The organism is Pseudomonas sp. CROZ-RG-20F-R04-15 (assembly GCF_022662375.1).
Classification (GTDB): domain Bacteria; phylum Pseudomonadota; class Gammaproteobacteria; order Pseudomonadales; family Pseudomonadaceae; genus Aquipseudomonas.
Genome location: NZ_JAKNQL010000006.1, coordinates 49416 through 65103 on the forward strand (window position 1 = coordinate 49416; position 15688 = coordinate 65103).

A 15688-nucleotide genomic window follows, 5' to 3' on the forward strand; every position below is an offset into this window, starting at 1 on the left:
GGACGACAACTCCGATGAATTTTTCCCAATTCTTCATTTCACGGCCGATCTTCGCAGCGGTGCTCTCGCTGCTGATCCTGATCGCCGGTGCGATCTCGCTGTTCCAGTTGCCGATCAGCGAATACCCGGAAGTCGTGCCACCGACCGTGGTGGTGCGTGCCAACTTCCCGGGCGCCAACCCGAAAGTCATCGGTGAGACCGTGGCCGCTCCGCTGGAGCAAGCCATCACCGGCGTCGAGAACATGCTGTACATGTCCTCGCAGTCGACCGCTGACGGCAAGATCACCCTGACCATCACTTTCGCCCTGGGCACTGACCTGGACAACGCGCAGGTGCAGGTGCAAAACCGGGTGACCCGTACCGAGCCGAAACTTCCCGAGGAAGTGACGCGCATCGGTATCACCGTCGACAAGGCCTCGCCCGACCTGACCATGGTTGTGCACTTGACCTCACCGGACAAGCGCTACGACATGCTCTACCTGTCCAACTACGCGATCCTCAACATCAAGGATGAGCTCGCTCGTCTGAACGGTGTTGGTGACGTGCAGTTGTTCGGTATGGGGGACTATTCGCTGCGTGTCTGGCTCGACCCGAACAAGACTGCTTCGCGCAATCTGACCGCGACCGATGTGGTCACGGCGATTCGAGAACAGAACCGTCAGGTCGCGGCCGGTCAATTGGGTGCGCCCCCTGCCCCGAATGCCCAAAGCTTCCAGTTGTCGGTCAACACGCAGGGCCGACTGGTCAGCGAGGAAGAGTTCGAGAACATCATCATTCGCGCAGGCGACAATGGTGAGATCACTCGTCTCAAAGACATCGCTCGGGTTGAACTCGGCTCCAGTCAATACGCCCTGCGCTCGTTGCTGGACAACCAACCGGCGGTGGCCATCCCGATCTTCCAGCGCCCAGGCTCCAATGCCATCGACATCTCGAACGAAGTTCGCGGCAAGATGGACGAGCTGAAGAAAAACTTCCCGCAAGGCATGGATTACAGCATCGTCTATGACCCGACGATCTTCGTGCGCGGCTCGATCGAGGCGGTGGTTCACACCCTCTTCGAAGCACTGATTCTCGTGGTGCTGGTGGTGATCCTGTTCCTGCAAACCTGGCGTGCCTCGATCATTCCGTTGGTGGCGGTGCCGGTATCGTTGATCGGTACGTTTGCGGTGATGCACCTGTTCGGCTTCTCGCTCAACGCGCTGTCCTTGTTCGGATTGGTGCTGGCCATCGGTATCGTGGTCGACGACGCCATCGTGGTGGTGGAGAACGTCGAGCGCAATATCGAGCTCGGATTGAATCCGGTCGAAGCCACCAAGCGCGCCATGCGTGAAGTGACCGGCCCGATCGTTGCCACGGCGCTGGTGCTGTGTGCGGTGTTCATTCCGGCGGCGTTCATCTCCGGCCTCACCGGGCAGTTCTACAAACAGTTTGCACTGACCATCGCGATCTCGACCGTGATCTCGGCGTTCAACTCGCTGACCCTGTCGCCAGCATTGGCCGCGGTATTGCTGAAAAGCCATGACGCGCCGAAAGACCGCTTCTCCAAAGTGCTCGACAAGATCTTCGGTGGCTGGTTGTTCCGTCCGTTCAACCGTTTCTTCGATCGTGCCAGCCATGGTTACGTCGGCACGGTGCGCCGGGTTATCCGTGGCAGCGGCATCGCCCTGCTGTTGTACGCAGGCCTGATGGTGCTGACCTTCTTCGGTTTCTCCAGCACGCCGACCGGTTTCGTACCCGGCCAGGACAAGCAATACCTGGTGGCTTTCGCACAACTGCCGGACGCCTCGAGCCTGGATCGCACCGAAGACGTGATCAAGCGCATGTCCGAACTGGCACTGAAACAGCCAGGCGTGGAAAGCGCCGTAGCGTTCCCGGGCCTGTCGATCAACGGCTTCACCAACAGCCCGAACGCCGGCATCGTCTTCGTGACGCTGAAACCGTTCGACGAACGTAAAGACCCGAGCATGTCCGCCGGTGCAATCGCCGGGGCCTTGAACGGTCAGTACGCGAATATCCAAGAGGCGTACATGGCGATCTTCCCGCCACCGCCGGTACAAGGTCTGGGCACCATTGGTGGTTTCCGCCTGCAAATCGAAGACCGGGGCAACCTGGGCTACGACGAGCTGTACAAAGAAACCATGAACATCATCAACAAGAGCCACAGCGTGCCGGAACTGGCTGGCCTGTTCACCAGTTACACCGTGAACGTGCCACAGGTCGATGCCGCCATCGACCGTGAAAAAGCCAAGACCCATGGCGTAGCCGTCAGCGACATCTTCGACACCCTGCAGATCTACCTGGGTTCGCTGTATGCCAACGACTTCAACCGCTTCGGGCGCACCTATCAGGTCAACGTTCAGGCTGAGCAGCAGTTCCGCCTCGAATCCGATCAGATCGGTCAGCTGAAAGTACGTAACAACAAAGGCGAAATGATCCCGCTGGCGACCTTCATCAAGGTCAGCGACACCTCGGGTCCGGATCGCGTGATGCACTACAACGGCTTCATCACCGCGGAAATCAACGGCGCGGCTGCCCCGGGCTACAGCTCCGGCCAGGCTGAAAAAGCCATCGAGAAACTGCTGAAGGATGAACTGCCGAACGGCATGACCTACGAGTGGACCGACCTGACCTACCAGCAGATTCTGTCCGGCAACACTGCGCTGTTCGTGTTCCCGCTCTGCGTACTGCTGGCGTTCCTCGTGCTCGCCGCTCAATACGAAAGCTGGAGCCTGCCACTGGCGGTGATCCTGATCGTACCGATGACCCTGCTGTCGGCCATCACCGGTGTGATCATCTCGGGCGGTGACAACAACATCTTCACCCAGATCGGTTTGATCGTACTGGTGGGACTTGCCTGTAAGAACGCGATTCTGATCGTCGAATTCGCCAAGGACAAACAGGAAGAAGGCCTCGACCCACTCGCGGCGGTACTCGAAGCTTGCCGCTTGCGTCTGCGGCCGATCCTGATGACCTCCTTCGCGTTCATCATGGGTGTGGTGCCACTGGTGTTCTCCAGCGGTGCCGGTGCCGAGATGCGTCATGCCATGGGTGTGGCGGTGTTCTCCGGGATGCTCGGGGTGACCTTCTTCGGTCTGTTGCTGACGCCAGTGTTCTACGTACTGATCCGTAACTTTGTCGAACGCGGCGAAGCCCGCAAAGCGGCCAAAGCTCTGAAACTGGAGGCGCAACAATGAGTCTGAAAGTCTTCCTGCCGAGTCTGCTGGTGCTGGCTCTCAGCGCCTGCGCTGTCGGCCCCGACTACAAGACCCCAGCCACGGAGGCGGCCAACATTACGGCTGCCACCGACGGCGCCGCCGGGCAAAAGAACTTCGACCGTTCGAAATTCGAAGGCATCTGGTGGCAGCAATTCGATGATCCGACCCTCAACCAGTTGGTGACCCAGTCGCTGCAAGGCAACCGTGAACTGCGCGTGGCGTTCGCCCGCTGGAAAGCCGCCCGGGCGATCCGCGACGACGCCAACAACGACGCGATGCCGACCATCACCAGCCGCGCCAGCAGTGATCTGGCCAAGGGGCAAATCCCCGGCCAGACCACCAACCGGGTCAATAGCGAACGCTATGACCTCGGTCTGGACATGGCCTGGGAGCTTGACCTGTTCGGGCGCATCCAGCGCAATCTGGAAGCCAGTGACGCCGATCAGCAAGCGGCCGAAGCCGATCTGTACCAACTGCAAGTCACCATGATTGCCGAACTGGTCGACGCTTACGGTCAACTGCGTGGCGCCCAACTGCGCGAGAAGATCGCCGTGGCCAACCTGAACAACCAGCAGGAGTCGCGCAAGATCACCATCAGCCTGCGTGACGCTGGCGTTGGCGATCAGCTCGATGTCGAGCGTGCCGACGCACGTCTGGCCTCGGTCGAAGCCAGCGTGCCGCAATTGCAGGCGGAACAGGTTCGGCAGAAAAACCGTATCGCTACCCTCTTGGGTGAACGTCCGGACAAGCTGACCGTCGGTCTGAGCCCGAAAGACCTGCCGGCGATTGCCAAGGCCTTGCCAATCGGTGATCCGGGGGAACTGCTACAACGTCGCCCGGACATCCTCAGCGCCGAACGCAAACTGGCTTCGGCCACCGCGCGCATTGGCGTGGCGAAAGCCGACCTGTTCCCACGAGTCAGCCTCAGCGGCTTCCTCGGCTGGACCGCCGGACGTGGTTCGCAGATCGGTTCCTCGGCGGCCAACGCCTGGGCACTCGGCCCGAGCATCACCTGGGCGGCGTTCGACCTTGGCAGCGTGCGTGCCCGTTTGCGCGGCGCCGATGCCGATGCCGAAGGCGCACTGGCGACTTACGAGCAACAAGTGCTGCTGGCACTGGAAGAGTCGGAAAACGCCTTCAGCGATTACGGCAAACGTCAGCAGCGCCTGATCTCGCTGATCCGTCAAAGCGAATCAAGCCGCAAGGCTGCCGACCTCGCTGAAATCCGCTATCGCGAGGGTACGACTGACTTCCTCGTGCTGCTCGACGCCCAGCGTGAACGCCTGAACGCCGAAGACAGCCAGGCTCAGGCCGAAGTCGACCTGTATCGCGGCATCGTTGCAATTTACAAGGCCCTTGGCGGCGGCTGGCAACCGGAGACAGTGGCCAGCAAGTAATCGATTGTTAAAGAGCTCCTTTGGTTGGCCGCAACCAACCAAATTTTTTGCCCCGCGTATCATTCGGTCGCGGGGCTTTTTTTTGACTTTTGATCAATGAAGTCTTGTGGGAGCGAGCCTGCTCGCGAATGCGGTGTGGCAGGCGAGACCATCGGGGCTGATCCAATGCTTTCGCGAGCAGGCTCGCTCCCACAGGGTTAACGGTGTTCTTCAGATTGAGAGTTTTCCAGCACGGTGACGGTCGCTGTGGTGCCTGCACGCAAGCGATCCTTGCCGGCATAGTCGCCATCGATGTCGATCCGCACTGGCACCCGCTGCGCCAGTTTCACCCAGGTGTAACTCGGATTGATGTTGGCCAGTAACCGGCTGCCCGGCGCGTTTTCCCGGTCGGCAATGGCGAAGGCAATGCTTTGCACGGTGCCGCCGAAGGTTTCCCCGCTCATCAACTGAACGCGTACCCGATCACCCTCCACGATTCGTGGCAGTTTGGTTTCTTCGAAGTAACCACTGATATAGAACGAATCGCTGTCAACCAGCGCCAACAACGCGCCGCCACTCACTGCGTAGTCACCTTCGCGAGTCAGCAGGTTAGTGACATAGCCGCTGACCGGGGATTCGACACGGGTGCGCTGCAAATCCAGTTCGGCCTGGGTCAACGCGGCAATCGCCAGTTGCACATTAGCCTCGGCCAGACCGAGATTTGCCTGATTGCGTAACAGGTCGGCCTGAGCCACCGCCACATCGGTACTGGATTTTTCCCATTCTTCCCCGGAAATCGCGAAACCCTGCTTGAGCGTGCGTCGCCGACGTTCTTCGCTTTGCCGCTGTTTGAGCAAGGCTTCGCTGGCAACGATGGCCGCTCGCGATTGCCCCAGCGTTGCCTTGGCCACTTCGACCTCGCGGCGCGAGTGCTCCACCGCCAGGCGGTAACGCGCCGGGTCGATCTCCATCAGCAACTGGCCCTTGTCGACATGCTGATTGTCCTGCACCGCGAGGCGGACAATGCGCCCGGAAACGTCCGCCGACAGCGTCACCACATCCGCCCTCACCCGGGCATCGCGAGTCCACGGCGCGCGGGTGTAATGCTCCCAGGCAAACCAGCCGAGTACGATCGCCAGCAACACCACCGCCAGCGTGATCAATCGCGTGAATAACACTTTCAAGGCATCAGGCTCCCATCAGCAAAATCAACGTGGCACAGACGCAGGCATACAAGGCGCCTTCGAACAGCGCTTCATGCCAGACCAGACGCAATACACCCAGGCGCCGCAATCCCCAGTCCAGCACCATGAATATCGGTATGGCCAACAATAGCGCCTGGGCAATGGGCGGCATGTAGACGCCGCCGATCTCGAAATCAATGGGCAAGGGCTGCTTCTCCTTCCGGAACAGAACGCTGCAGGGTTTCACCGTGGCGCTGCAGAAATGACACGACGATCAACAAGGCCACGCGCATACGGAACAGTGACCACACATGCTCATGGCTGGCGACGTGCAACCCGTCCAGTTCATCGCCTAATACCTGCAGTGTGTCCAGCAAGGGTGCCAGTTGAACGTCCTGCCGCCCGGCCACAAAGCGCCCGGTCTTGCGCAACGCCGAAGACAGGCGCTGAGTGAAGGTGTCGGTCAGCAGCGCGTTGTTCTGGGCCTGTTGTCGCAACTGGTGTATCGCTACGCCCAGTGCTACGCAGGCCAGGCTGATCTCGTACAGTTGCTGCGTGGCGCGGCTGTTTACCGCAGGCAGCAGGCCAAGCATGCTGGTCAGGCGATCGACCATGCGGCTTTCGAAGGCAAATTGCTGTTCATCGGTGGCCGGCAACTTGCTCAAGGCATACACCTGTTCGCGTGCTTCGTTGTACAAACGGCGAATTCGCAGCGCCGGGCGGAACGGGAAAATCCACGCGTAGACGATCAACGCCAGCATCGCCGCGCTGACATAGGCGCCGGCAAACTCGAACCATTGAATGGCGGTGTTCTGCCCGGTACCGACATTCTGCGGGCCGATCATCAGGAAGCTCGACAAGCCCAGCCCCATACCGATACCGGCTGTCGCAGGGCTCGCCAGTCCCACCGCGATGACATACAACAACGGCGCGATCATCAGCGCCAGCGGCTCGAAGTCACTGATCGAGGGCACCAGCATGAACTGATAGAGCGCCGACACCAGCAACGCCAGTCCCAACCCCCGTGCGTAACTCTGCGCCGCCAGCAAGGGTCGCGGAAACGTCGCCATCAGCGAACAGAGGATACCGACCAGAATCATCCCGCCACGGGCGCCGTCCCACGCAGTTTCGATCCAGATCAGCCCCGCCACCAGCAACGCAGTGAAGGCACGGATGGCATTCATCGAGGCCAGGGTGAAATCCAGGTGCAGCGGGCTCGCCTGACCGCGATAGAGGCAACTGGCTTCACGCCCTTCCTGAATGGCATCGCTCAACTCAAGGATCTGTTCGAGTTGCTGAAGTAGCCTCGCCTGCTCCCAGCGCAACGCCCACGCCAGGGAGCGCAGCGTGGCACTCATGTCCTCGGTCAACTGCTCGGCCTCATAGGCCAGGTCATCGAATTGCTTCTGCAGGGTGATGAAACGATGGCGGGCATCGGCCGATACCGAGCGTCCCTGCTCCGCCAATTGATCAAGCACCGCGAGCTCTTCGGCGCGCAGCCGCTGGACGTCCAGTGGCAGATCGCCCTCCCAACGCTCGGTGAGCAGTTGCCGCTGATGCCGCAACGCCGTCAGCCGCGAGGTGAGCAACATCAACTGATTGCCGAGCAACAGCACCAGGTTGTTGGCGCTGCGCAAACGTGGTGCATCGAAATACAAGTGCCGACGCAAACCTTCAAGTGCGCTGATCTCGCCGAGCAACTGCATTTGCCGGCGCTGGAACTCGGCCTCGCTTTCTTCCGTACGCAGCACCGCCGCAGCGTGGCTGGCGGCGAGTTTGATCACCTGATCAACCTTGGCGAAATATCCCTTGGCCACGGCTTGCGGGCGAGCCGTCAGCAGACTGACCACACAGACGCACGCCACGGCCAGCAAGGTCTCGGTGACGCGGGTAACCGCCAGCAGAAATGTACCGTCCTGATCCGGAATCGCCAGCAATGCCACCACCACTGCCGTGTAACCACTGAGCACAAACGCCTGCGAACTGGTGTAGCGCAGCAACGTGCCACCTGCCGTACACAGCGCCAGCCACAGGGCCAGGGTGGTGATGAATGGCAGCGGCGCCTGGGGGAAAATGGCCATGATCAACACCGCCACCGCCGCTCCGAGGGTCGTGCCGATGACCTGACCGAAACTGCGCGCCAGCGCCATACCGGCCAGCGGCTGGCTGACAATGACCACCGCCATGATCGACCACTTGGGCTGATCGAGGTCGAACAGAAACGCCAGATACAAGGTCAGCAACCCCGCCGCAATGGTTCGCAGGGCAAACAGCAGAACGGCCTGACCGGGGTGGATCACTGCCTTGAAATAATTGAACAGGGCTTGCATGGGCACACTCATCGAAACGACTTCTGCAAGCGTAGACACTGCATCGAAAGCCTGACGGGTAACTGAGTCGACACAGCGTGTAGGGCGATTCGCATGCACAGGGTTTGACTCGTGGGCCGAGCTGACCGAAGCTTGCCGCTCTGCTCAAGTACGCCTGTTTCGGAAACCTGCATGCCTCAGTCTCGCCGCTACCTGCTTATCAGCCTGGGCCTTGTGCTTGTCATCAGCGTGGCCTGGTTGTCCGTGCGCAGCACCGCCCCGGTCATTCCCGACGCGATCAAGCACGGCTACAGCGAGGCGTTGAATGCCGCGCGCACGGGTGAGCCGGGCGCGGCGCGTCAGTTGTATCAACAGTTGGGCCGCCCGGACATCTCGGTCAAACGACGCGTGTGGCTGCACGGCGAGCTGCCCAACTACCCGAGCCCGCAAGCGTTGAAACTGGCCGATACGGACCTGCAGAACGAAGCCCCCGAAGTACGGCTGGCGGCGATAAAAAGCGTGGTGGGACTGGTGCCGGGCGGACAACGCAGCCTGTTGCTCGGGCCGATGCTCGAAGATGAAGATCAAACCGTGCGTTTTGCCGCTATCAACGCCCTGCTCGGCCTGACGCCGGATGAGCTGGGCCTGTATTTCGCACCGCTGCAACAAGCGATTGATGGCTGGGAACAGACTCTCAAGGCGCAGCCCGAAAGCGCTGCCAACTACGCACAACTGGCTCGCCTGCATATCCACAACGCGGAACTCAAAGAGGCACAGGTCGCACTCGACAACACGCTGCGCCTGGAGCCTGGCAACCTGTCCGCGCTGGTGATGCAGATCGATGTCCTCGACCGCCAGGGCCAAAGCGATGCCGCCCGGCAATTGCTGGTCAAACAACTCAAGGCACAACCTGATTCGGCCTATCTGCAACACGCGCTCGGTCTCTGGCTGTTGCACCACGATCAGCGCGAATACGCCCTGCTCGGCTTGTCCAAAGCCGTCGAGCTTGAGCCCGACAACAAGGATTATCGCTACGACCTCGCCACCACCCTGCACAGCGCCGAAGAACTGGAAGCGGCGCAAAAGCAGTTGCAGGAAATCGTCCAGCGTCACCCCGCCGACCGCAAAGCGCGGGTGTTGCTGATCAATTACTGGAAAGAAAGCGGCCAACTGCAGAATGTGCAGATTCTGTTGGCGCAGCTTGAGCAGCTCAATCCGGATGATCCGGCGCTGCAACAAGGCCTCTGACGCACTTTCGACAGCTCATCCGACACATCCCGCAAGGAATTTCGGAACTGCCATCACGCCGCAGGGTCAAGTTAGTCAGGCCGTTCGATTCAGTCGACGGCCTCGCTTCCCTTAGTCATGAGAGGGCATTTTTTGTCTACTTCTAACGAGTTGATCAGTGCGAAAGCCGCTACCGGCATTGTGGGTCTGGATGACATCCTCGCCGGTGGTTTGTCTCGCGGTCATGTTTTCTTGCTGGAGGGTGAGCCCGGAACCGGCAAAACCACGGTCGCTTTGCATTTTCTCCTGGCCGGCGCGAAAGCCGGCGAACGCTCGTTGTACATCACGCTCTCGGAAACCGAGCGCGAACTGAGGCAAGGGGCGTTGTCCCACGGCTGGACGCTGGATGACAACATCAACATCTTCGAGTTGACGCCCCCGGAAAGCCTGCTCAATGCCGAACACCAGCAAAGCCTGCTGTATTCCTCCGACCTGGAGCTGGGCGAAGCCACCAAGCAGATTTTCGAGGCGGTGGAGCGCTTCAAACCGACGAGAGTCGTGCTCGACAGCCTGTCGGAGATCCGTTTACTCGCGCAAAGCTCGTTGCGCTATCGCCGGCAGATTCTGGCGATCAAGCATTACTTCGTGCGCTACAACGCCACGGTCGTACTGCTTGACGACCTGACCACCGAGTCCCTCGACAAGACTGTGCACAGCGTTGCGCACGGGGTGATTCGTCTGGAGGAACTGACCCCTAACTATGGCGCCGAGCGGCGCCGCGTGCGGGTGGTCAAGTACCGTGGCCAGAAGTATCGCGGTGGTTTTCACGACTTCACCATCATGGGCGATGGCGTGCATGTGTTCCCACGGCTGGTGGCGGCTGAACACCGCGGCGAGTATGCGCGCTTGCAGTTGACCAGCGGCATCGCGGAACTGGACGCCCTGCTCGGCGGCGGTATCGAGACCGGTTCCAGCACGCTGATTCTCGGCCCTGCCGGCACCGGCAAATCGTTGATCTCGATGATCTTCGCCGCCGCTGCCGTGGGTCGTGGCGAAAAAGCCGCGCTGTTTATCTTCGATGAAGAACTCGGCCTGCTGTTCGAACGCATGAAGAACATCGGCATCGATCTCAAGGCGTTGCAGGCCACCGGCAATCTGATGATCGAGCAGGTCGACGCCGCCGAACTGTCGCCGGGCGAGTTCTCCCATCGCGTGCGGCGTTGCGTCGATGAGGGCGAAATCAAAACCGTGGTCATCGACAGCATCAATGGCTATCAGGCGGCAATGCCGGAAGAAAACGCGCTGGTCCTGCACATGCACGAGCTGCTGCTGTACCTCAACCGCAAAGGCGCGGCGACGTTCATGACGGTCGCCCAACATGGGCTGGTGGGCGACATGCAAGCGCCAGTCGACATTACTTATCTGGCTGACACGGTGATTCTGTTGCGCTATTTCGAAGCACTGGGCAAAGTCCGCCGCGCGATTTCCATCATCAAGAAACGCACCGGCAGCCACGAATCAACCATTCGTGAGTACCGCATTTCCACGCAAGGCATGACCATCGGTGAACCGCTGGAAGCCTTTCAGGGCGTGCTGCGGGGCGTCCCTACTTACCTCGGCGCGAGTAATCCGCTGCTTCAGGAAGCGTCCTTGTGACGATTCAGGTGCCGCTGGCCGAACGGGTGTTGATCCTGACGCCCGTGGGTCGCGACAGCCAGATTGCGCTGAAGATCCTCAACGAGGCCGGCTACGCGGGAGTCGTCACGCCAACTCTGGGTGCGCTGTGCTCGGAGCTGGAACTGGGTGCCGGTCTGTTGCTGGTCGCAGCCGAAGCCTTGCGCGGGCCGGAACTGGAAGCGCTGTTCCTGTACCTGGAACAGCAACCGGCCTGGTCGGATCTGCCGATTGTGTTGCTGACCCATCACGGCGGTCAGGAACAAGGCCCCTCTTCGCGGCTGAGCGATCTGCTGGGCAACGTAAGCTTTCTTGAACGGCCGTTTCATCCCGCAACACTGGTCAGTATGGTGTCAGCCGCACTGCGTGGCCGACGACGACAATACGAGGCGCGCGACCGGCTGGTCGATCTGAGCGAAAGCGAGCGGCGTTTGCAGTCGACACTGGAAACCCTTGAGCAACAGGTCGAAGAGCGCACCGCACAACTGCGGCATAACGAAGAAGCGCTGCGCCAGTCACAGAAAATGGAGGCGGTCGGCCAACTCACTGGCGGTATCGCCCACGACTTCAACAACATGCTGACCGGCATCATCGGCAGCCTCGAGTTGCTGCGTCGACGTCTGGCCCGTGGACGTCTGGACGACCTCGATAGCCTGATTGATCTGGGCGTGACTTCGGCCAATCGCGCTGCGAGCCTGACCCACCGCCTGCTGGCGTTCTCGCGCCGGCAATCGCTCGACTCAAAAGCCGTGCAGATGAATACCCTGGTGCTGTCCATGGGTGAACTGCTGCAACGCAGCCTCAACGAAAGCATTCAACTGGACATGCGCCTCAACGAGAAGCTGTGGGTCGCCGAGGCTGACCCCAATCAACTCGAAAGTGCCCTGCTCAACCTGGTGATCAATGCCCGCGACGCCATGCCCGAAGGCGGTAAACTGGTGGTCGAGACCAGCAATCAGGTGCTCACGCGCGAATTCACCGAGGCCTACAGCAACCTCGAACCCGGTGATTACGTGATGCTCAGTGTCACCGACAACGGCAGCGGTATGCCGCAAAGTGTCATCAACCGCGCGTTCGACCCCTTCTTCACTACCAAACCGATTGGCCAGGGCACGGGCCTCGGTTTGTCGATGATCTACGGGTTCAGCAAGCAATCCAGAGGGCATGTGTCGATCGACAGCGAAATCGACGAAGGCACCACGGTCAGACTCTACCTGCCGCGCTTTCGCGGCGAAGAACTGTCCAGTCCCGACTCCGCTGTTCAACAGGCCCCGGATGCGCTTGACGGCGAAACCGTGCTGATCGTCGAGGACGACCCGGCCGTGCGCGTGCTGGTCTGCGCGGTGCTCGGTGAATTGGGTTATGCCTTTGTCGAAGCCAGTGATGCCGACAGCGCCGTACCGATTCTGAACTCGACGCAGCGCATCGACCTGCTGATCAGCGACGTCGGCCTGCCGGGCATGAACGGCCGGCAACTGGCGGAGGTCGGCCGACAATATCGGCCAGGTTTGAAAGTCTTGTTTATCACCGGCTACGCCGAGCACGCAGCAGTGCGTGGCGGCTTCCTCGATTCGGGGATGCAGATGATCACCAAACCGTTCACCTTCGATCTGCTGACGGCGAAGGTCAGGGAGATGATCAGGCAATGAACGACTGCTCACTCATCAGACAGACGTTGTAGCACTGTTCAGCAGTCGTTGGTTGTTTCCACTATTCCTGGTTTCTTTATAGCGTCTTCGTTTATCTGCAGCGGAAAACAGATTTCTGTCGGTATCGGCTCTGGGCGTCGTTACATTCGGAACGGCGTTGACCTCATGCAGACCCACCCCAGACAAAACCCTTTCACCGACGAGGGCGTCGAACTGACCGGCGAGCTGAAGATTTTCGAAGCCGGCTCGTAAAACCGGGTCTACCACTTGATTCCCCAGAGCAGTACCTATCCCACGGTTGATCAATACATCACCTACGCCGTAGACCGAAGACATAGCGGTATCGTGCAGAAAGCCTTTTCCGAATGTTTTCATGTCTTCGAGTGTCGGGAACGTCGGATTGCTTTCGCGATAACTGGCCGGGACGGAGGCTGCAGAACGAATAGAGTCACCCAAACCACTTTTCATCGCTCCGTTAGACATCGACTTCAAGATTGGAGGGACTGCGCTTGGCAAGACACTGAACAACATGCCCTCGCCAAAATTCACCGCGAGGTCGGCACCGACATTCACCGCTTGCGATCTCGGCGTCGCATTCCCGTCATAGGCAATGGAACCACCCACACTGGAAATCAATCTGCCGGTGGCCCCGCTGCCGAGATTTTTTGCAACTTCGGCCAACACATCGACGGGGTCGGAAAGAAAAACAACCCCAACCCCCGCTAACAGGCCTCCCAATGCCGCCGCTCCCATCCCCAAACCTTTCGAGATTCTGCTCACGCCAGCAGCTTCAAGATAATGCCCCGCGAGGCCTGCTGACGCGTAAGCCCATGAAGCACCGCTCAGAACCATTGCCGCGCTTCTCAGAGCTTCCTGCGCAGCCAACTTCATCACGGTCTTCGCAACATGCTTGGCAGCGAACCCCGCAGCGCCCTTCACAATCCCCCGGCCCATTCCGGATGGAATGGCCTTAAGGCGCTGGGTCGGGGTCACTCGCGTTTTGGCCAGACCCTGCAAGTCCACAAACCCGATCGGATTCCCGCCCACCATACGATACAAATTCAGCCCATCGTGAACGCCACCCGGATCGGCACTCAGCCATCGTTGCCGCCACGGCAGGTAGTAACGAAATCCGTAGTAATACAAACCCGTTGCATCCCGCTCCTGCCCCGAATAACGCACCGTCCGGTAACTGGCTTCGACTTTGTCACGCCCGGCCCACCAGGCGGTTCCGCCGTAGGCGTAGTAGCTTTCCTGGCTGATCAGCAGGCCCTGTATGTCCAGCTCCAGACTGCTGGAACCTAGATGATCGGTCAGGATAAAGCGGTGTTGATCGTCGGCGATGCCCGATGGCCGGACTTTTTCCCAGTGCAGAACCTGCACGTTGCAGCGACCGGCCTGGACACTGATGACCTGAAGGGTTTCTTCGGGACTGGTGCGAATTTCCAGCCCCGGGAAATAGCGGGTTTCATACAAACGCGTCATTTGAGCGCTATAGACCGTGCGGACTTTGCGCCGCCGCCGGCCTCCTCCATCGTAGAAATAGCACTCGTTGTCATTGGGCTGATCTACGCGCACGACCTGATCGACGCAATGTAAGCGGTCGCGGCAGCCCCATCGCAACGCCTTACCTTTTTGCAGCGCGTTGAGGTTGCCATTGGCGTCGTACGCCGCGCAGATTTCGCTTTCCCCTGGCCGCTCGCCAAGGGCGGTATACGGCAAACTGCGATTGCTCAACGTCGCCACGGCCGTGCGTTCAGTGCGCTGACCACTGTCGGCATGATGCTGCAAGGTAAACAGATTGCCGCCATCGTCGTAGTCAAACGTCTGCTGATAATTTTCCAGCTGGCCGGGATCGGGTGGTGAACTGAACTCCGGCAACTGCGGCCCCCACGGCAGGTTGATGCGTTGCTGGCCTGTGGCTTCGATCAATTGGTAGAGCGTGTCATAACGATAAGTGTTGACGGCGATAACCCGTTGATTGCGCGAGTAACGAATGGGTTGAGCGCCATCATTGATACTGATGAGATTGCCGACGGGATCGTAGGTGTACGCCAGATCCTGCAGCGCAGGCTTGTCAGCGAGATGGGCGAGCAAACGGCTCAAGCGTCCGCTCTCGGGATCAAACGAGCAACGAGTGACAACCTGGTTACCGGCCGTTTGCTGCTCGATCTGCCCTTCAGCGTTGTAGTGAATTTCACCAACCAGCGTGGTCTGTTGCCGGGCACCGGCCATTTTCAGGCTGATTCCGGCCAGTTCACCCGCCAGCGTCTGCCGCACATATTGCTCATGGCCCGCTGCATCGAGATGGCGGGTCTGCTCCCCCAACGCGTTATAGCCGGTCTGGGAAACCGCACTTTCAGCTTCCAGCAGAGCGTCGCGCTCGAGGGGATCAAGGGGCCAGTCCGGCACCTGCGGCGTATTGAGAAAGCGCCACGCTTGTTCAAGCGGGGCTCCCAGGATACTGAACTCATTAAAGAATTGCGTACCCGCCGTGTCGTCATGCCTTATCAGCTGTCCGCAACGGTTGTGCCGTGCGGATTCGGTATTGGCGTCAGCATAGGAAAAGCACTCGGCGCGCCATTCCCCTTGATCGTTTGCAGCCTCGAAGACGAATGCCGGACGCAGCAACGCATCGTACACAGTCCTGCGTTGATTGAGCTTTTGATCCCAGTTCTGCAATGGCTGCCCCGACGCTGCCGGCAGGCTCAAATGCCAGCCGGCGTCGACATTGACGGACAGCAAAGCGCCGCCAGACAGACTGGCGATTGTGGTGTGATTCGAGGGGGTTGCGGGGTCATCCTGCAACAACGCGAACAATCGCGGGTCGCGAACATGGCTGGCCCGATGCTTGAAGTCGTCGACTGTCTGGGTAATACGCGGCTGCGGATCATCCTCGGCAGACCGCCTGCAATAGACAACCGTGCGTGCGGTGGCACCGCGAGCGTCGTACACAGTGATTGCAGGTGTATGCCGATGCATGAGCGTGGACCTCAATCGATAATGAGGTCTTTTATGGGCGCGCGCCTTGACGGCGTCAACTGTCAGAAATTA

At 59.9% G+C, this 15688-nt stretch carries 9 protein-coding genes; 5 read left to right on the top strand and 4 right to left on the bottom strand.

Going from position 1 to position 15688, the window contains the following annotated elements:
* Positions 1–14: 14 nt before the first annotated feature.
* The gene (locus L8H52_RS11290) at positions 15–3194 is read left to right on the top strand and encodes an efflux RND transporter permease subunit (RefSeq protein ID WP_242207095.1); all 3180 of its coding nucleotides are present in this window, start codon (positions 15–17) and stop codon (positions 3192–3194) included.
* Positions 3191–4612 carry an efflux transporter outer membrane subunit gene (locus L8H52_RS11295; RefSeq protein ID WP_242207096.1) on the top strand — a complete coding sequence of 474 codons (1422 nt, stop codon included), beginning with the start codon at positions 3191–3193 and terminating at the stop codon, positions 4610–4612. The genes L8H52_RS11290 and L8H52_RS11295 overlap by 4 nt, the downstream gene beginning before the upstream one ends.
* A 197-nt stretch (positions 4613–4809) precedes the next feature.
* On the opposite strand, the gene L8H52_RS11300 is transcribed toward L8H52_RS11295, so the two are convergent.
* Genes L8H52_RS11300 through L8H52_RS11310 form a run of 3 tightly spaced genes read right to left on the bottom strand, consistent with a single transcriptional unit; the run spans position 4810 to position 8105 of the window.
* Positions 4810–5775 carry an HlyD family secretion protein gene (locus L8H52_RS11300; protein ID WP_242207097.1) on the bottom strand — a complete coding sequence of 322 codons (966 nt, stop codon included), beginning with the start codon at positions 5773–5775 and terminating at the stop codon, positions 4810–4812.
* A 4-nt stretch (positions 5776–5779) separates the two neighbouring features.
* Entirely contained in the window at positions 5780–5980 is a 201-nt protein-coding gene (locus L8H52_RS11305; RefSeq protein ID WP_242207098.1) for a DUF1656 domain-containing protein, read from the bottom strand.
* On the bottom strand, positions 5970–8105 hold the full coding sequence (locus L8H52_RS11310) for an FUSC family protein (protein WP_242207099.1): 2136 nt from the start codon (positions 8103–8105) through the stop codon (positions 5970–5972). Before L8H52_RS11310 ends, L8H52_RS11305 begins: the two co-directional genes overlap by 11 nt.
* Positions 8106–8276: 171 nt before the next feature.
* Here L8H52_RS11310 and L8H52_RS11315 point away from each other — a divergent pair, with 171 nt between their 5' ends.
* From L8H52_RS11315 to L8H52_RS11325, 3 genes are all read left to right on the top strand, one after another.
* Positions 8277–9332 (top strand): tetratricopeptide repeat protein, encoded by a 1056-nt coding sequence (locus tag L8H52_RS11315; protein ID WP_242207100.1) that lies wholly within the window; start codon positions 8277–8279, stop codon positions 9330–9332.
* A 132-nt stretch (positions 9333–9464) separates the two neighbouring features.
* Entirely contained in the window at positions 9465–10967 is a 1503-nt protein-coding gene (locus tag L8H52_RS11320; RefSeq protein ID WP_242207101.1) for an ATPase domain-containing protein, read from the top strand.
* Positions 10964–12634 (top strand): ATP-binding protein, encoded by a 1671-nt coding sequence (locus L8H52_RS11325; RefSeq protein ID WP_242207102.1) that lies wholly within the window; start codon positions 10964–10966, stop codon positions 12632–12634. The genes L8H52_RS11320 and L8H52_RS11325 overlap by 4 nt, the downstream gene beginning before the upstream one ends.
* Before the next feature lie 15 nt (positions 12635–12649).
* Here the strand turns inward: L8H52_RS11325 and L8H52_RS11330 are convergent, their stop codons facing one another.
* Positions 12650–15616 carry an RHS repeat-associated core domain-containing protein gene (locus L8H52_RS11330; protein ID WP_242207103.1) on the bottom strand — a complete coding sequence of 989 codons (2967 nt, stop codon included), beginning with the start codon at positions 15614–15616 and terminating at the stop codon, positions 12650–12652.
* Positions 15617–15688 lie beyond the last annotated feature (72 nt).